Raw genomic sequence first — 17,203 nt, forward strand, 5'->3', positions numbered from 1 at the left:
TGCTTGGGCTGACGTATCCGGGCAGGCCCGGGCCGGTGATCCGTCTGAACCGGCCGGTGCCGGTCAATTGGCCGCCGGTGCCCGCGTTGTCGTAGTGGTAAGCCACGCCGTACTCGGTGCCGATGTGGAACCCGGCGTCACGGCCGGGGATCTCGCCGGTGCCGGTGCCCTGGTAGTCGCGGGTGATGGTCTTGCTGTAGAAGCCGCCGGTTCCGGCGATGGCCTCGCTGAGCAGGTGCAGCTTGCCCGTCACCCCTTCGTCGTAGGTGAAGGTCCGGGTGCCAACCCCGTCCTGGACCGTGGCCTGCCGCCCGAGGCGGGTGTAGGTGAAGGTCACATCGGGGGTGTCGCTGCCGGGGTAGTCGATGCCGGTCATCTCGCCGGTGTTGGAGTCGTAAGTGTATGTTGTGACGGTGTTTGCGTCGTGCCGGGCCCACTGGCGGGTGGAGAGCTTGCCGTCGGGGATGTAGGTGTAGGTGACGGCCTGGCCCGAATCATCAATCTTCTGCTTTAGCAAGCCGGTGGCCGGGTCGTAAACCCAGGTGGTGGTCTCGATGTCGTCGTTCGGCTGCGGCGTGCTGGGAATGCTGATGCTCGGCCAAGTGGTGCCGGTGAAATCAACGCCGGAGGGGCTGCGGAAGGTGTGCATCTTGGTCCGAGGGCCCGGAACTTCTTTTGACAGGTATAATACCGCATCTAAAACTAGCACTACAGCGCAAAGTCGCTCTCTTAAGCGGGCGGCCCCGTGTTTCTGATAGCGCCGGGGGGCATAACGAGGCCTGAGCTTGGTTCAAATCAACCACCTTGCGCTGTGGTGCTAGCTCCGTACCCGTTTCGACACCCCTATGGACGGAGGAACAGCTCGCCGCGGCCTGCAACTACGTGGTTGATCGGCAGGATGAACCGCATTGATCGGCAGGATGAGCCGCACCATGATGACGACTGATAATGCTTTCCTGCCGCTCCCTTACGGTCGCGGTTCTGAAAGATGGGCTCACGCTTCCTGCAACACCTTCCAGCCGAGGGTGTCGGCCAAGGCGAAGACCGGCTCCTTGAGGTCGCCGTAGAAGGTGACGCGGTGCCAACCCCACTGGTCCCACTCGGTAAAGAGTTTTTCGATGTCGCCGACCGGTTCGACGGCCAGCTTGGTCCGACAGGCCCGGTCGTCATCGACGTTGGCGACCGCCTTGCCCTGGTGGAAGAGAACGACCTTGAGTTCCGGCCTGAACTCGACCGTGGTGGTCATGTAGCCCAGCGGCATGATCGAGCGGAGTGAGGCGCCCTGGCGGTCCTCGGAGTGGGTGAGAATCTCGAATGGGTTGGCTTGGCCCTTGGGCCCGAACGGTTTGTTCGAGGCCACGCAGTGGGCGTAGATGATCTGTCGCGACGAAGTATCGATGACCGGGTCGGAGATGAAGCCCGGCCGTCCCTGCGTCAGGGCGGTCATTGCCACCATAGTGCAGGTCGAGCGGAGGTCGCATTCGCAAGCCCCGATCAGCCCTTCGTTGAGCAATTCATGGAACCCCAGGCAGGGGTAGGCGTGGATGTGGTTGCCGTAGAAGCCGCCGAGGCAATTGATGGTGATGGCGTTGGCCCCGTGTTTCCTGAGGAGGGCCTTCTCGGCGAGGTACATCGCCGCGGACTGTTCGAGCGTCTCGCGGGAGACGCCCTCGATCTTTGCGGCCGTCTTCTGCCAGCGGTCGGCGATGGCCTTCGACTCGTTCTTGTCCGCGGCCTCCCAGGCGTCGTTGAGCTCCTTGAAGGGGATCTGAACGACGTCGATGCCCATCTCCTTTTTGACCGCCTCGTCCATGTTGTGCCAGCCCTTTTCCACGGTGAGGATCTTTGATTCCTTCATACGGGCGAGGCAGTCCTTGGGCGTGAGGGCTTCGACCTTGTCGGGTTTGGTGGTGAGATCGCCGGGCTTGGGCGTGCGTTGTCGGCGGGCGTTGGCCGTAGCCGCGACGAAGTCGGCCATTGAGCCGCCCCGCTTGATCACCCTGAAGCAGCGGACGGCCGCGACCACGTCTTCCATCCGCGAGGATGCGACGAAGCCGACGTTCGGCGTCTTGTCGCGCAGGAACTTGGCGCCATAGACAAGGAACCCGCCGCTGCCACCATATTGGAAGTCGGCGTACAGCGTGGGTTTGCCGGAAGCAGCGATGGTCTGCACCACGCGGTTCCAGGCGTTCATCTGGTAGACGAGGTAGCCGTCGATATCAGCGGTCTTGTCCTGCTCCAGGATCTTGTTGGCGGCTTCCTCGCCGTCGGCCATCGAGGTGAGGAACTCGAATCGCGGGCAGGCCTCCTTGAGCGTGTTGGTGATCCGGTCCATCACCGGCTGGAAGTCAAAGCCTTTGTTGGGCCAGTCGGGCCGGTCCTGTTTGGGCCCGTGCAGTGAGTAGATGATGCGGACGCGGATCTTGCTGGGCCCTTCGGCAGCCCGCGCGGTGGACCCGGCCGTCAGTATGCCCGTTGCCCCGACACATGTTGCGCACCCGGTCGCGAGGAACCGCCGGCGGCTCATCCGACAGCACGCACACCCCGAAAGCTTCTCATGCATACTCATGACTGGATCCTCCGTTATCGAGTGGACTGGACTTGCTGCGAGTGCCCGGGCGACGCCGCGCCCGGGGCTCCTCCAGACCGCCATGCTATCGAAAGGTTGGTGCCAGCGTCAAACGGCGCGCCCGAACGGCTGGTCAGCGGCCAGATACAAAGCGCGCCTCAGGGGTGGTACACTGCCCGGCGTTTCGAAGTCTCACAGGTGTCTATCCGGGCTCGGCCGACTGATGCGAGGTGATCGATATGAAAAGCCTGCGTTTGGCTGCATGCGTATCATTGGTTCTTGGCGGGTCGATGACCGGCTTGGCGGCCGAAGCATCTCTTCGCACCCAGTCGTCGCCTGTAGGCGAGTTGGCCACCGCGATGCTGGGGCCGGGATGGACCGGACCGTTGGGCGAGAAGGACCTTCTGTGGCGACTGGCTCTGCGGGGGCCGGACTCGGCGACGGCAGAACTGACCAGCGCGAGCGTGCCATGGATCGAGGCAGAGGGGGCGGGCAGCACGGCATACACGTTTGTCTGGTTGGGCGAGCTGAAGAATGGAGAGGTGCGGGTTACTTTGACCATCACGGAGGGTCGGCGCGCGACGGGGTGGCGGCTCAGAGCCGGTTTGCCCGACGGTTGGAAGGTGGTGCGGGCGGATTGGCCGATCCTGCCGAACATCCGGACAGAGCCCGGCCTGAGAATGGCAGCTCCGTTCGGCTGGGGGCTGGAATACGACGTGAAGCCGGGCATGAGCTATGAGGGCGCTTACCCATCTCTGGTGACCTCGATGCCCTTCGTAGCTTTCTATCGCGACGGCAAGGGGCTGTATGTCGGCGTTCACGACAGGAAGGGCCATCACAAGCATCTGGCCGTCAAGGCGAGCGAAGACCGTGTCTGCGTGACCTGCACGCACTGGCCTTCGGATGCGGATACGGTTGGAGGTCGTTATGCACCGGAGTTTGAAGCGGTCGTCAGCGCATTCGACGGGGACTACTGGAACGGCGCTCAGATCTATCGGGCATTCACTCGCGAGACGCCATGGGGAGGGGACAAAGGTGGGCTACGGCTTGAGAACCGGAATCAGCCTGTGCCAGAGTGGCTCAAGGATATCGACCTCTGGCTCATGCCCGGTCCGGAGCCGCTTAAGAACGTCGAGGCCTGCCGCAGAGCGGGCGAGTTTTTTGGCGTGCCGATCGGCCTACACTGGTACAACTGGCACGAGATCCCGTTCGACACGCTTTACCCTGAGTACTTCCCTGCCAAGCCGCACTTTCGCGAGGGTGTGAAGGCTCTGCAGGAGGCCGGGTTCCGTGTTATGCCGTACATCAACGGTCGCTTGTGTGATCCGAACTCGAAGACCTGGACGCAGGAAGGCGGCGAGCAGGCCGCTGCCCGGCAAGAGGATGGCAAGCCGTACACCGAGGAATACGGCTCGAAGGTGCCGCTCAACGTCATGTGCCCGTATACCGTTTTCTGGCAAGACAAGATCGTCGGCATCGTGGATCGGCTGGTCAATGGATATGGTGTTGATGGCGTGTATATCGACCAGATCGGCGCGGCCCATGCGGTACGATGTTTCAACCCTGACCATGGTCATTCGCGCGGCGGGGGGACTTTCTGGTTTGACGGCTACCGCAAGATGCTCGATCAGGTCCGAGCGCGGTTGCCCAAGGACCGTATGATCACGACCGAGGAGAACGCCGAATGCTGGAACGACCAGTTTGATGCTCTGCTGATGGTCAACACGCCATCGACCGGCGGGAGGCGGATCATCCCTCTGATGCCGGCGGTCTATGGCGGACGCATCATCACCTTCGGTTTTCAGTACATGGCCGGGGATGACATCGTCAAGTCGCTGCCGTTTCGTGCGAAGATGGCTCGCGCGTTCCTGTGGGGCGCGCAACTGGGTTGGATCGGCGTCGATTCGATCATGGCTGACAACGCCCGCAAGGAGGCTGAATTCCTGAGAAACCTGGCCGTCGCCCGACGAGGAGGACACGAGTTCCTTCTCACTGGCACGTTCCTTGGCGAGGCAGAGGTCACGGGAGACAATCCCCGGCTCATCGGCGAAGGCACCGGTCGCGGCAGCCCGTACGCAATCGACCTGCCGGCCGTGATGGCAACAGCCTGGCTGGCCACGGACGGCACCGTGGGCCTGGCCGTTGTGAACCTTTCAGACCGGCCGCGAACCGTGGAAATCCGGCCACCCTGGAACCGTCTGAACGAGCTGGAGACCGGCGCAGCTCCGAAGCCCGCTGCCGACGACCAGCCTCAGGCGGCACCGATCACCATCGCGGCCTCCGACGCCCGGGTTTTGCGTGCGGCAGGAACGACTCGCCCATCACGGTAGGGGATCTACAGGAAGCAGGGGGTCAAGACATCTCCGTGCATGGGGATCACGAGCGCCTTGGGACACCCGCGGCAGGGGAGGGAGTCTTCTGGGCAACCGGTGTGTGGCTGTGGCGACGGCTGCTCCAGATGTCGATTCGGCGTCCTGCTCCTTGGGTCGGGAACCCATCAGTATCGGTAATGCTCCGGCTTGAACGGCCCGTTGACCGGCACGCCGATGTACCTGGCCTGTTTCTCGGTCAGCTTGGTTAGCTTGGCCCCGAGTTTGCTCAGGTGCAGGGTCGCGACGCGCTCGTCCAGGTGTTTGGGCAGCGTGTAGACCTTCTTCTCGTACTTGCCGGTGTTGCGGTTTTCCCACAGTTCGATCTGGGCGATCACCTGGTTGGTGAAGCTGTTGCTCATCACGAAGCTGGGATGCCCGGTGGCGCAGCCGAGGTTGACCAGGCGGCCCTTGGCCAGCACGATGATCCGCTTGCCATCGGGCCAGATGACGTGGTCCACCTGCGGTTTGATCTCCTCCCACTTGAGATCGCCGAGCCGGTTCACCTGGATCTCGCTATCGAAGTGCCCGATGTTGCAGACAATGGCCTGGTCTTTCATCTGGTCCATGTGCTCACGGGTGATGACGTCAACGTTGCCGGTGGCGGTGACGAAGATGTCGGCCCATTTGCAGGCGTCATCCATGGTGACCACCTGGTAGCCTTCCATGGCGGCCTGCAATGCGCAGATCGGGTCGATTTCGGTGATGTAGACCGTGGCGCCCAGCCCGCGGAACGCCTGGGCACAACCCTTGCCGACGTCGCCATAACCGCAGACCACGCACTTCTTGCCGGCGATCATCACATCGGTGGCCCGCTTGATGCCGTCCATCAGACTCTCGCGGCATCCGTAGAGGTTGTCGAACTTGCTCTTGGTTACCGAATCATTGACGTTGATCGCGGTGAAGAGCAGTTCGCCGTTGCGGGACATCTCGTAAAGGCGATGGACGCCCGTGGTGGTTTCCTCGGTGACGCCGATGACACGCCCGGCCATCTTGTGGAAGAACCGGGCGTCTTTTTCGCGGACGCGGCGCAGGAGGTTGTCGACGACTTCGATCTCGTGGTTGTCTTTGCAGATGGCCGGATGCTTGCCGGTCTTGGCGAACTCGGCCTCAAAAGCCCGGCCGCGATGGATCAGCAGCGTGGCATCGCCGCCGTCATCGACGATGCTGGTCGGCCCGTCGCCGTCCGGCCAGCTCAGCGCCTTGAGCGTGAATTCCCAGTATTCCTCGAGGCTTTCGCCTTTGTACGCGAAGACTGGGATTCCCCGCTTGGCAACGGCCGCCGCGGCGTGGTCCTGAGTCGAGAAGATGTTGCAGCTTGCCCAGCGGACCTCGGCTCCCAGTTCGACCAGCGTTTCGATCAGCACGGCCGTCTGAATGGTCATGTGCAGCGAGCCGGTGATCTTGGCCCCGGCGAGCGGTTTGCGACCCGCGTATTCCTCACGTACGGCCATCAAGCCGGGCATTTCACTCTCGGCGATGGCGATTTCCTTGCGACCCCAGTCGGCAAGTGACAGATCCTTGACCTTGAAATCCGTAACGGCGGTTGCCATTTGTTATGCTCCTGTTCAGAAATCCTTGCGTCTTTGCACTGTTTTTGACTTGCCAAAGCCATTCTGCGCTTCGCGGAAGGCTCGGCTTACGTTCCGTGTTTCACCGCTCGCGCGATCAAGGCGCTGAAACCCGCCCGGTCACGACAAACAATCCGGGTGCATCCACTCGGCTGCGGTCACTTGGTCTGGCCGTGCGCAGCGGCGCGGCTCGAACCTCTCGAAATCCCGCTTGTGCGAGCCAATCGGACACTTGGGCAGGCTCGAAACCCCACCAGCGGTCACCCATTCGTTCGTAGAACTCAGCACACCGATGGTCCTGCTGCTCGATGATCAGAACCCCTCCGCGAGGGTGGACAGTTCGCTTGAGGTCCCGCAGCGATTCGGCCGGCGATTCCACATGATGGAGCACGAGCGAGACAATCGCGAGGTCAATTTCCGCGTCGGCCAACGGCAGACTGCCGAGCGTCCCTTCGCGAAATTCGATATTATCTGCTGCGCGGACCTCCGGTCGGTTTCGGGCGATCTCAATCATTCGGGGAGCCGGATCCACTGCGATGACCTTGCGGAATCGTGCGGATAGCACGGGCAGGAGATAGCCGGTGCCGCTGCCGATATCTGCGGCGGTCCACTCCGTCGGCAGAAGGGCGGTCAGGGCCTCAAGGTGAAAGGCCTCTCCGAAAGCGTCGATCCGCAACCGATCCCACTTGGCCGCGAGGGCGTCAAAGAAACCTCGGTCTCCGGCGTGTCGGCGGCGGACGACTTTCTGTAGCCGATCGGCGACGTCGCCGTCGAGTTGGGCTTGTCCCACCCATTCGAGCAACCGATCTCGCAGGCCGATGACACCGTTGCTCATCGGCCTGAGTGATCCCTGCGAACCTGGCGGCCTCCCCGGAACGACGGCAGCGTCGCTTGGGGGCCGGACGGCGTACATGACCGTTGTTCCCACTCGCCGATCCACCAGCAGACCGGCATCGCGAAGCACCTTCAAATGCCGGCTGACCGTGGATTGCGGCATCCGCAGGATCTCGACCAACTCGGACACGCTCAGATCGTAGTCCGACAGTACCCGAAGGAGCTTCTGGCGGGTCGCATCTGACATCGCTCTGAATACGGTTTCGTTTGCCGTCATGGCCAATCCAGGTATCCGGATGATAGGATATATCGGTAGATGACAGGAAGCAAGCGAGTTTTTGGGAGGGCCAAGGCAGGCGGACATGGCTGGCAGCCAGAATGAGGGCTTTCTGCCCTGAGACGGTATTCCTTGGTGGGATTTGGCCAAGACTCGCAGGAACCCGGAACACCGCTTTTTTCCCGATTATCGGCTTGACTTTGGTTTGCCCGTGCCACAAAATATAGGGGCCAGGTCGGCTGGACCGCCGACATATAGAAAAATAGCTTGTTAATAACTATTCGTTGGGCGTTTAACTTCCCCTTTGACAGGGACTTGTAAGTGAGTGTTATAATTTCCTGAATCTAGGGGCGGTAATGCCGTTGACTTTGGGCAGATATTGAGTTATTAAGAATACTGCCCCCAAGATGTAGGGGCACAGGTCGTTCTTGGAGACCTAATCAAACCCTAAAGCCCAGGGAAAGCGGAAGGCGAAGGCGTGCTTCCGAGGGTGTGGTCTGCGCGTGGGGAGGCAAGGAGCACGAGTCGTGTTTTTGGTCTGCTTTGATGTTGAAACGGGGGCCGTTGCGGCCTGAAGGAGTTGGTCAATGGTCGCTATTGTCAAGGATCGACAAGGCGAGAACGACACAGATCCCAAGAGCAGGCCCGATCTGGGTCTGCCCGAGAATGCCCTCCGCGTGCTGCGTGCTCGTTATCTCAAGAAGGACGAGTCCGGCCAAGTGGTGGAATCGCCGAGGGACTTGTTCCGTCGCGTGGCCAAGACCATTGCGGATGTGGAAACCCGCTATGGGGCGGATGCGGCACAGCGCGATGCCTGGGAAGAAGCGTTCTTCGACATGATGGTCGAGCGACGGTTTCTGCCGAATAGTCCCACGCTGATGAACGCCGGGCGTGAGATGGGCATGCTGAGCGCCTGCTTCGTGCTGCCCGTTCGGGACAGCATCAGTGAGATATTCGACGCCATCAAGCAGACGGCGCTGATCCAGAAAGCGGGGGGCGGTACGGGCTTTGCTTTTGACGAGCTTCGTCCGACGGGTGACTTCATCAAGAGCTCCGGGGGGACGACATCGGGGCCGATCAGCTTCTGGCGAGCGTTCAGCGAGGCGACCAACGCGATCCAACAGGGCGCGTTTCGCCGTGGAGCGAACATGGGGATGATGAACGTTCATCACCCTGACATTTTGAAGTTTCTGAATGCCAAGCAGGATCTGACGCAGTTCACCAATTACAACATCTCGGTCAAGATCACCGATCAGTGGATGGAGGAGTTTCTGGAGGACGAGGATTCTCCGCACGTCGTTCGCAACCCCCGGACCGGTCAGGAATTCGTGATGCCGCGAGACCTGAAGATCTGGGAGTACGATGTGCGGTCTTTGATTCCTGTGAGGCGCGGTCCCAACGGCGAGTTGCGAGTGATGCACCAATCGGGTGAAACCGAGGAGGTCGTCACTCGCGGCTCGGCTTTGAGCAGGCCGGTGTACACGAAGCGGGATATCTGGCGAATCATCGTCGAGAATGCTCACCGGACGGGCGAACCGGGGGTCGTTTTCATCGATCGGATCAACGAATACAACCCGACGCCGCACCTAGGCCGTATCGAGGCGACCAACCCCTGCGGCGAGCAGCCGCTACTGCCCTACGAGGCCTGCAATCTTGGCAGCATCAACCTGGCCAAGTTCGTCGTCGAAAGCGAAGGCCACGGCCGGGTGGATTGGGATGGGTTACGGGCCACCGTCCATCACGCGACGCGGTTTCTGGACAACGTGATTGACGCGAACAACTATCCGTTGCCCGAGATCGAGGCGATGTGCAAGGGCAACCGCAAGATAGGCTTGGGCGTGATGGGTTTCGCCGACGCGCTTTACAAGCTCGGAGTGCCGTACAACTCCGAGGAAGGCGTGGCCTGGGGCGAGCGGTTCATGAAATTCATCAATGACGAATCCCACAATTACAGCGAACAACTGGCCATGGAGCGTGGTTGTTTCCCCAACTGGTCCGGAAGCGTTTGGGACACGCGGTATCACCGGCCGATGCGCAACGCGGCGGTAACGACGGTGGCCCCGACCGGTACGATCAGCATCATGGCGGACTGTTCGGGTGGAATCGAACCCATGTTCAGTCTTGCCTTCTTCCGCAACGTCCTGAAGGGACAGGAAGAGGGCGCGAAACCGATGATACAGGTTAACTCGATTTTCGAGCGCGTAGCGAGAGAGCGAGGATTTCTCAGCGAGGGTCTCATGGATCGGATTGCCAGGGAAGGCACCCTCGTTGAACTTGACGAAATCCCGGAGGACGTGAAACGAGTCTTCGTCTGCGCGCACGATATTTCGCCGGAATGGCACGTACGCATGCAGGCGGCTTTCCAGCGCCACTGCGACGCGTCCATTTCCAAGACGATCAACTTCCCGAGGGACGCGACCGTGGAGGAGGTGGACGCCATCTACCGACGTGCGTACGAGTTGCGATGCAAGGGCATTACGGTGTATCGGGATGGTTGCCGCGATGCCCAGCCGATGGCTCTGAAAGACAAGGAACAATCCGCAAACCCTTCGGTCCCGAATGCGAGTGCTAGCTCGCGTTCTGCGCCGGGAGAGTTCAAGGAGCTCGAGCCTCGGGACATTCCGGAGATCATCAGCGGTTTGCGGCTTCGACAGATGACTCCGTTCGGCAACATGCACGTCAAGATCACGGTCGACCCGAAGACGGAACGTGAGTTGGAGGTATTTGCCCAACTGGGCAAGGGCGGGGACATCGCCACTAGTGATCTCGAGGCGATCTGTCGGATGACGTCGCTGTGGCTCCGTTCCGGGGGTTCCCTGAGACATGTGATCCGACAGCTCAAAGACATTGGTTCGAGTCTCCAGGTGCCGACCCGCGAGGGCAAGATCATGAGCCTTGGAGACGGCTTAGCCCGCGCCATGCAGAAATACATGCGGGCGAAGGAACGGTTTGGTCTTCGGAATCTGCTTCTGGGTGAGTATGACCTGGCGGAGCTGGACCGTCCCGCGAGTGCGCTGCCCGGCAAGACAAACGGCAACGGGAACGGTAAGTCAAAGGGCCATGAGCTGGTCTCGGAAGTGCGCCACGCTACGGCAGCTCATGGGGCTCCAGTTCTGGGGTCGCCCACGTTGGCCGGGAGCGTGGGCGTATCCCGGATTGAGCGAGACCGGCTGGCATTCAAGGTCAAATGCCCGGAGTGCGGGGACGCATTGGTTTTCTCGGAAGGGTGTAACAAGTGCCCGTCCTGCGGCTGGGCGCAGTGTTAGAGCCTTGCGGCGGGATATCTGTGCGGTTTGCGCGCATGTTTCTGGATCGCGGTACCCTTGGGTTGCGGCCCACAAAAAGGCGGTCCGCCTTAGTCTCTTCCGTCGCGACTGGAGTGAGTTTTGCGCGCGTTTTTGGGTTGCGGCGCGTAAATCGCTTGCGAACAACAGCTTACGATCGGAAACGAGCGGCCTTTCTTGGTTGCGGCCGAAGGCCGCTTTGGAGCTAGACATCTGTACGGCTTGCGCGCGTGACTTGGGGATCGCGGTGCGTTTGGGTTGCGGCCCGCAAGAAGGCGGTCCGCGATAGGGCGCGCGAGGGGGCCAAGCAGGGTTTGACAGAAGAACGTGTTTGTGGTAGAAGCTCCTGTTCAGCCGGGGTGCTACGGGTGCGACGCTCCCCGGTGAGCCGGGGTATAAGGGGCAGGAAGCGGTAGCAAGGCCGAGTTATTCGGACGTAAGCCGCGATTTGGCTGGCGGCTATGGGGTAAAAGCCCCATGTTGTCGGGTGAAAGGTGCGCCCTGCCGCGCCTGAAGAAGGAAAGGCTAAAATTGTGGCCTTGTCTGGCCGATAAAGCACTAATGGGGTGGCCTATAATCATATGGAGCCAGCCTGATTGGGAGTCATAGGAGGGCATACCGACAAGAGCTCAAATTGAGCAATGGCTTCTTTCCCCTCCGGAAAGCACCGGGCCCGCCCTTTGGGCACCTGGTGCTTTCTTTTTTTTTCGAGTCTTCTGGATTGTTCCTGGATTAGTGAGGCGAGTTCTCGTCGGATCGGATGTTCGTCTTGAGAGGTAACCGTCTGCCGTTCACTGCGTTCGACGCTGCAGTTTGCGCGAGAGGCGACGGATCGACACTTGGAGATCAAAGATGGTTGGCTCAATGTTCTCTTTTCGGGGTACGATGATCAAGTCGATTCCTGCTGGGAGCTCGTGTCTGACGTGCCGGAAGGCTTCCCGGATTAGGCGTTTTATTCGATTTCGTTGTACCGCCCGGCCGTAGGCTTTGCCTACGGAGATGCCGAGTCGAGCGAAGCCGGAATCGTTAGGCACCGCGAACACAACCATATGTTGGTCCGAGGCACGGCATCGCTCAGAGAACGCCCGTCGAAAGACCTGTTGCGATTTGACTCGAGCGGATCTTGGCAAGCGGTATCGTCTTGGACGTGAGGGATCGGCCATGGCCGTGATTATATACCCGAACACGTGATTGCCGCTTAACTGGGCACCAAGTATCGTAGGTGACGCTCGCCCATGGAGGGAGAGGCCCGAACAAGAGCCTGGGAGGCCTAGATGGATCTTCGCGATTTTCAGCGACTCATTGACAAGATGTACTCGCACAAGGACCGTGAGCGGGGCAGCGCCGGGACGTTCCTATGGATGATGGAAGAAATCGGGGAACTGGCTCAGGCCATCGGGCAGGGCTCGGACCAGCAGACCAAGGCCGCCGAGTTTGCCGATGTCATGGCCTGGCTGGTGACCTTGGCCAACGTTGAGGGTGTTGACCTGAGCGAGGCCCTTCATGCCAAGTATGGGCAAGGTTGTCCTGGTTGCGGCAAGATGGTATGCACCTGCGATGCGAAACCGTAGCAGAGGGATCAACATGAAAGTGCGACGCGGCGGAATCCGGAACCGACTTGCCATGGAGGTGTTGTTCTTGGCGGGTTACTGGCTGTTCCAGGGAGGATGTCTGGGCTTCGTCCAGCGCGAACTCGAAGTCCTGGTTGCGGCTGAGTCCAACGGCGTCTTGATTCGTTCAAGTTTTCTCTATGAGGTCTTCGGGCCTCGGCTGATTGCCCTGGCAAACCAGTGGCTTTGAGGCATCTGCCTTCCTGAGGGGATCCGCAAGGCTGTCGCTGCGCCCCGGCGGCAAAGCCTCTGTGCATCTCGGCGCGTGATTGACGCAAAGGCGTCTCTTGTGTCTTGCAGGCATTGATTCCTTTCCACGGGCCGAGGTAGAATGCATCTCAGGGTCGTGTGAGGCTCGAGTCCGGCCGGTTTGGCATCTCTGTCCGATCAGGTCTTGGGGCTCACCGTCGACAGGCACATCTGACAGCTTGGGAATGGGAGGTGATCATGAGTAGTGTCGACTCCGAGGTTCTCATGCCGTGTGCCGGCTGTGGCGCCAGCATCTACCGTGAGCACATTCATCGGGGACTAGCGGGTATGTGGGCGGGGCAGATGTTGTGCCCGGCTTGCCTCAAGCCAAAGCGAGAATCCGGTGCAGCCGAGCCGACTGGTGAGGCCGGGGACTCGATTCCATTTCCTTTGGCTCCGGTCGAGGGGCCCGAGGCCGACGCCTCTGTCGAGGTTGCTTCGGCCCCGCAACCGGAGACGGCGCCCGGTGAGTCCGCATCCGGGGAAGTGTCGATCGAAAAGGGTGTGGGTGCGCGGCGCGTGCGGACCTTTCATGCCAAGCTGTCCGAGGCAGCTCTGCGGCACTTGGATGAGCAAGTCAATACTTGGCTCAAGGACAATCCCGGGGTCAGGGTCAAGTTCGCGAACACGACCGTCGGCGTTTTTGAGGGTAAGCACAGCGAGCCCAACCTCGTTTTGACGGTTTTCTACTGATTGTTTCAACAGCGAGAGGAATCCTGAGCCGTTCGCCGCACCACGTTGACCTCGCCACCGCAGAATGATAATGTTGAGAGGCGCAAGAGTTGATGGCCAACCGAGATTGCCTTCCATGAGGTCACCCGGCGACCCCGCCGGGCTGACGGGAATCGGCGAGATGGCAACTGATTGGGACGAGTCGCAGACGGCGGAAGACCTGATTGTTCCGACGGGGGGGGCAGGCAGTGGCGTTCGGCGCGCCCGACCTGTGGCCAATCCACTTGGGCCGATCATCGAGATCCGGCATCTTGAGAGGCCGCGAATCGGCCGGCTTTACGCCGGGGGCGTTTTGCTGGCAGCCGGTGTCATTGTCGGCATCGGTCTTTGGCTGGTTCCTGCCCAGGGTCATGTGGGCACCCACCGACAACTGGGTCTCTTGCCCTGTGGTTTTCTCACCATGACCGGCTATCCGTGTCCGACCTGCGGTATGACAACGGCGTTTGCCCATGCTGTTCGCGGGCAGGTGGTCGACTCGATCCGGTCGCAACCGGCGGGATTTGTGCTTGCTCTTGTGACGATCCTGATCGGGGCCAGCGCCGCCGGGGCCATGACCGTCGGGCGTTACCCGGCGATCAACTGGTATCGGGTCAACCCGACGAGTTTCGTGTGGTATGCGGCTGTGGGGCTGGTGCTGGCGTGGGGAGTCAAGATTGCCCTGGGACTGCTGGACGGCAGTCTTCCCGCCCGGTAGCCTGCACATCGCGTCCTGGAGGATTGACATGGAGATCAAGCGGCATCCGGCAAGACCGGCCCTGGGAATTCTGATTTCCGCAAGTATCGCGGTGCTCGCTGGATGCGGGCCGACGGGAGCCTTTCTGGCCGCGACACTTCCGGACACCGAGAAGGTGCCGCCCGAGTTCAATCGACTGCCAGGCCGAACCGTCCTGATCCACGTCTACGCCCTTCCTGAAATCCGCTGGGCGTACGAAAAGGTGTCGCTGGACGTGGCCGCGTACCTGGCAGACCACCTTGCGCGGCACGTGAAGGGCGTGAACATCGTGGACGTGGTGCGGGTCAGCAGCTACATGGAAAAGACGCCGGGAAGCGAGAACGACCCGGTGGGCGTCGGGAAGCATTTCAATGCCGAGATGGTCATCGAGGTGTCGGTCTACAAGCTCAGCGTCCGTGATCCGGGCATGGCCCACTTTTATCGCGGGCGCATGGCAGCATCGGTCGTGGTCTACGATCTGACACGACCCAACGAGCCGCCGGAGCGGATTCCTCTGGGCGACGTAGAGGTGGCGGTTCCCGAGGAAGGGCCTGTCGGTCTGACGGGTGTCACCGCAGTTCAAGTGCGTCAGCAAACCTATCTCGCATTCGCGACCCAGGTGGGCAGGAAGTTCCATGAATATGAGAGACCCATCGAATAATCGGGTCGGGCAAGCGAGACAGGCGTTGTCTCGCGTCCTCGTGCTGGGTGTCGGCTTGGCGACCGTCACCGGTTGCGGGCCGGAGTTTGGTGCCGTGATCTACCACCTTGGGGTGGGGGCGGAGCAGAAGGTTCGTGCGGAGTTCAAGCTTCCGGCCGGCCCGGTGCTTATTCTTGTCGATGATGAAATGGATCTCGTATCTCCGCCCTCGACGCGTGAGACACTGGTTGACGAGCTGGCGACGCGGCTCAAGGAACACAAGGTTGTGGAACGGGTGACGACCAATGAAGAGCTCGCCTTGATTCGCCGGTCGGCGGCGGATTTTGACGAGCTTTCAGTCCGCGAGGTCGGTCGCCGAGCGAACGCCGACACGGTTATCTGGATGAACGTCGAGGACTTTTACGTTGACAGAGACCTGGAAATGATGGTCGCTCCGGCCCGGTTCGGGGTGAAGCTGAAGGTTTTCAATGCCAGGGAGGAGGACCGGCTCAAGATCCGCCTCTGGCCTCCGGAGCGAGATGGCCGGCGGATTGACATCACCATCAGCCCTCATGAGGCCCGCAGATGCAAGAGCCGTTCCGAACTCGACCGGCTCCTGGCGAGCACGATGGCCGACGAGGTGGCCAAGCTGTTCTATGATCACAAGGTTGAAACGCGGTGATCCGTTGCCACATGTGAATCCTGCCGGTGTGGGTCGTGGGATCAGCCACTTTCCTGAAGGTATCGGACGAACGCACAGCGGATGACTCTCGCCGATTGCATGCGACTGTTGGGACTGCCAGAGACCGCGACCGTCGAGGAAATCAAGCGGGCGTACCGACGCCTGGCACAACGACTGCATCCCGACAAGAAAAGGGGCGATCTTGACGCCCAGTCGCAGTTTATTGAAGTCTCAAAGGCCTATCGTATGCTGGTGAGTGCGGCACGGGCTTGTCGACAGGGCAAGCCGGTTGGCACGTGCCGTGACTGCGGTGATTTCGGCGAGGTGAGCATCGGGCTTGACGGCCATCCGCGTTGCGGAAGGTGTGTTTTCCACCCGGCCGGCGGCCGGCTGCTTCCGCTGCCGGTGTACGTGGTTGTCAAATGCACGGTGACCATCGTGTTGTTAGCAGCGGGTGCGTACCTGCTGCTGTTGGCGACGGCGACCGACAGTAAGGCATACGGCATGGCTGCGGCGTGCGCCGGCATGCTGGGACTGATCTCGTTGGCGATAACCTGCCTGAGCATCGTGCGGTGCATTCATCCGGGGGATCGGGTCAGGCAAAGGAATTGGTCGAGTATCCGGAGGCGATTGCGAATCGACGGACCGTCGTGAGGAAGAGGTGAGGACGGACGAGCCGCCGGATACTTCCAACGGCGTTGCCTGCCTGCCCTGGCGTTTTCTCTTTGGGATCCATTTCATTGCCTTGGGCGCGGCGTTGACCTGAACGCCGTTCCGCTGGCCTGGGCTTTGGGGTTCGGCTATGCTGTGGGCCGACCTTGATGTCCGACGGAACAGGCGGATAGCGGATGGCGGAGAGTCGAGTGAAGGCGGCAACCTGGAGCGATCGGGGACCCGGGTGGCGGCGATCTGGGAGTCTGGATTGTGTCTTTGGATCTGCGGAAAGTACGCAATATCGGGATTGCCGCCCACATTGACGCCGGCAAGACGACGACGACCGAGCGATTCCTCTATTACACCGGCAAGACGCACAAGATGGGGGAGGTCGACGACGGTACCACCGTCACTGACTTTGACCAAGAAGAACAGCAGCGGGGGATCACCATCTACTCGGCGGCCGTCAGTTGCCCCTGGCGCGACCACACCATCAACCTGATCGACACCCCCGGCCACGTGGACTTCACCGCCGAGGTGGAGCGGTCGCTGCGGGTGCTGGACGGAGCGGTGGTGGTGTTCGATGCCAAGGAAGGTGTGGAAGCCCAGTCGGAAACCGTCTGGCGGCAGGCCAGCAAGTATCGTGTACCGCGGATCTGCTTTATTAACAAAATGGACAAGGTCGGGGCGGACTTTGCGGCCTCGTTCAAGTCGATCCGCGAGCGTCTGGGAGCCAATCCCATTCCGGTGCAGATTCCCATTGGCGCCGAGTCCCATTTCGAGGGCATCGTCGACCTGCTTGAGATGAAAGCCATCTATTACGAGCGGGAGCAACTGGGAGCCAAGTTCAGAATCGTAGACATCCCGGCGAAGCTTCAGGACGCTGCCCGCGAGGCCCGCCATGAGCTTGAAGAGCGGCTGGCCGAGGTCTCCGAGCCGATTATGGAGAAGTTCGTCCACGATGAGCCGATCATCGCCGATGACCTGAAGCCGGCCATTCGCGCCGCCACGGTGGCCGAT

Annotated in this window: 14 protein-coding genes; 10 read left to right on the forward strand and 4 right to left on the reverse strand. The window is 61.0% G+C overall.

Going from position 1 to position 17,203, the window contains the following annotated elements; genetic code table 11:
- Window positions 1–649 (reverse strand): hypothetical protein (locus tag PLL20_17765; protein HPD31843.1); only part of this gene is annotated, 649 nt, incomplete at its 3' end.
- A 345-nt stretch (window positions 650–994) separates the two neighbouring features.
- Window positions 995–2,569, reverse strand: a complete 1,575-nt coding sequence (locus tag PLL20_17770; GenBank protein ID HPD31844.1) for a hypothetical protein — start codon at window positions 2,567–2,569, stop codon at window positions 995–997.
- A gap of 239 nt (window positions 2,570–2,808) precedes the next feature.
- Here PLL20_17770 and PLL20_17775 point away from each other — a divergent pair, with 239 nt between their 5' ends.
- Window positions 2,809–4,899 (forward strand): DUF6259 domain-containing protein, encoded by a 2,091-nt coding sequence (locus PLL20_17775; protein ID HPD31845.1) that lies wholly within the window; start codon window positions 2,809–2,811, stop codon window positions 4,897–4,899.
- Window positions 4,900–5,066: 167 nt separating this feature from the next.
- On the opposite strand, the gene ahcY is transcribed toward PLL20_17775, so the two are convergent.
- Complete coding sequence (ahcY, locus tag PLL20_17780) at window positions 5,067–6,491, reverse strand: adenosylhomocysteinase (protein ID HPD31846.1); 1,425 nt, start codon at window positions 6,489–6,491, stop codon at window positions 5,067–5,069.
- A 115-nt stretch (window positions 6,492–6,606) separates the two neighbouring features.
- Window positions 6,607–7,620, reverse strand: coding sequence for a metalloregulator ArsR/SmtB family transcription factor (locus PLL20_17785; GenBank protein HPD31847.1), 1,014 nt, complete (start codon window positions 7,618–7,620; stop codon window positions 6,607–6,609).
- A gap of 587 nt (window positions 7,621–8,207) precedes the next feature.
- Between PLL20_17785 and PLL20_17790 the strand changes: the two genes are divergently transcribed.
- The 9 genes from PLL20_17790 to PLL20_17830 all read left to right on the forward strand — a co-directional run.
- Window positions 8,208–10,886: a vitamin B12-dependent ribonucleotide reductase gene (locus PLL20_17790; GenBank protein HPD31848.1), complete on the forward strand. Its 2,679-nt coding sequence runs from the start codon at window positions 8,208–8,210 to the stop codon at window positions 10,884–10,886.
- 1,292 nt (window positions 10,887–12,178) lie between these two features.
- A complete protein-coding gene (locus PLL20_17795; GenBank protein ID HPD31849.1) occupies window positions 12,179–12,475 on the forward strand; it encodes a MazG nucleotide pyrophosphohydrolase domain-containing protein in 297 nt (98 codons plus the stop codon).
- Between the two features lie 13 nt (window positions 12,476–12,488).
- Window positions 12,489–12,704 (forward strand): hypothetical protein, encoded by a 216-nt coding sequence (locus PLL20_17800; protein ID HPD31850.1) that lies wholly within the window; start codon window positions 12,489–12,491, stop codon window positions 12,702–12,704.
- Between the two features lie 257 nt (window positions 12,705–12,961).
- On the forward strand, window positions 12,962–13,456 hold the full coding sequence (locus tag PLL20_17805; GenBank protein ID HPD31851.1) for a hypothetical protein: 495 nt from the start codon (window positions 12,962–12,964) through the stop codon (window positions 13,454–13,456).
- A gap of 115 nt (window positions 13,457–13,571) precedes the next feature.
- Complete coding sequence (locus PLL20_17810; GenBank protein HPD31852.1) at window positions 13,572–14,189, forward strand: DUF2752 domain-containing protein; 618 nt, start codon at window positions 13,572–13,574, stop codon at window positions 14,187–14,189.
- Window positions 14,190–14,217: 28 nt separating this feature from the next.
- Window positions 14,218–14,868 (forward strand): hypothetical protein, encoded by a 651-nt coding sequence (locus PLL20_17815; protein ID HPD31853.1) that lies wholly within the window; start codon window positions 14,218–14,220, stop codon window positions 14,866–14,868.
- Window positions 14,849–15,529: a hypothetical protein gene (locus PLL20_17820; protein HPD31854.1), complete on the forward strand. Its 681-nt coding sequence runs from the start codon at window positions 14,849–14,851 to the stop codon at window positions 15,527–15,529. The genes PLL20_17815 and PLL20_17820 overlap by 20 nt, the downstream gene beginning before the upstream one ends.
- A gap of 81 nt (window positions 15,530–15,610) precedes the next feature.
- Window positions 15,611–16,183: a J domain-containing protein gene (locus PLL20_17825; GenBank protein HPD31855.1), complete on the forward strand. Its 573-nt coding sequence runs from the start codon at window positions 15,611–15,613 to the stop codon at window positions 16,181–16,183.
- 270 nt (window positions 16,184–16,453) lie between these two features.
- A partial coding sequence (locus tag PLL20_17830) for a GTP-binding protein (protein ID HPD31856.1) occupies window positions 16,454–17,203 on the forward strand: 750 nt, incomplete at its 3' end.

The organism is Phycisphaerae bacterium (genome assembly GCA_035384605.1).
Taxonomy (GTDB): Bacteria; Planctomycetota; Phycisphaerae; order UBA1845; family PWPN01; genus JAUCQB01.

Coding starts and splice junctions, on each gene's coding strand:
- PLL20_17805 (HPD31851.1), top strand. CDS start 12,962: ATGAGTAGTGTCGACTCCGAGGTTCTCATGCCGTGTGCCGGCTGTGGC.
- PLL20_17795 (HPD31849.1), top strand. CDS start 12,179: ATGGATCTTCGCGATTTTCAGCGACTCATTGACAAGATGTACTCGCAC.
- PLL20_17800 (HPD31850.1), top strand. CDS start 12,489: ATGAAAGTGCGACGCGGCGGAATCCGGAACCGACTTGCCATGGAGGTG.
- PLL20_17815 (HPD31853.1), top strand. CDS start 14,218: ATGGAGATCAAGCGGCATCCGGCAAGACCGGCCCTGGGAATTCTGATT.
- PLL20_17790 (HPD31848.1), top strand. CDS start 8,208: ATGGTCGCTATTGTCAAGGATCGACAAGGCGAGAACGACACAGATCCC.
- PLL20_17770 (HPD31844.1), bottom strand. CDS start 2,569: ATGAGTATGCATGAGAAGCTTTCGGGGTGTGCGTGCTGTCGGATGAGC.
- PLL20_17810 (HPD31852.1), top strand. CDS start 13,572: ATGAGGTCACCCGGCGACCCCGCCGGGCTGACGGGAATCGGCGAGATG.
- ahcY (HPD31846.1), bottom strand. CDS start 6,491: ATGGCAACCGCCGTTACGGATTTCAAGGTCAAGGATCTGTCACTTGCC.
- PLL20_17825 (HPD31855.1), top strand. CDS start 15,611: ATGACTCTCGCCGATTGCATGCGACTGTTGGGACTGCCAGAGACCGCG.
- PLL20_17775 (HPD31845.1), top strand. CDS start 2,809: ATGAAAAGCCTGCGTTTGGCTGCATGCGTATCATTGGTTCTTGGCGGG.
- PLL20_17785 (HPD31847.1), bottom strand. CDS start 7,620: ATGACGGCAAACGAAACCGTATTCAGAGCGATGTCAGATGCGACCCGC.
- PLL20_17820 (HPD31854.1), top strand. CDS start 14,849: ATGAGAGACCCATCGAATAATCGGGTCGGGCAAGCGAGACAGGCGTTG.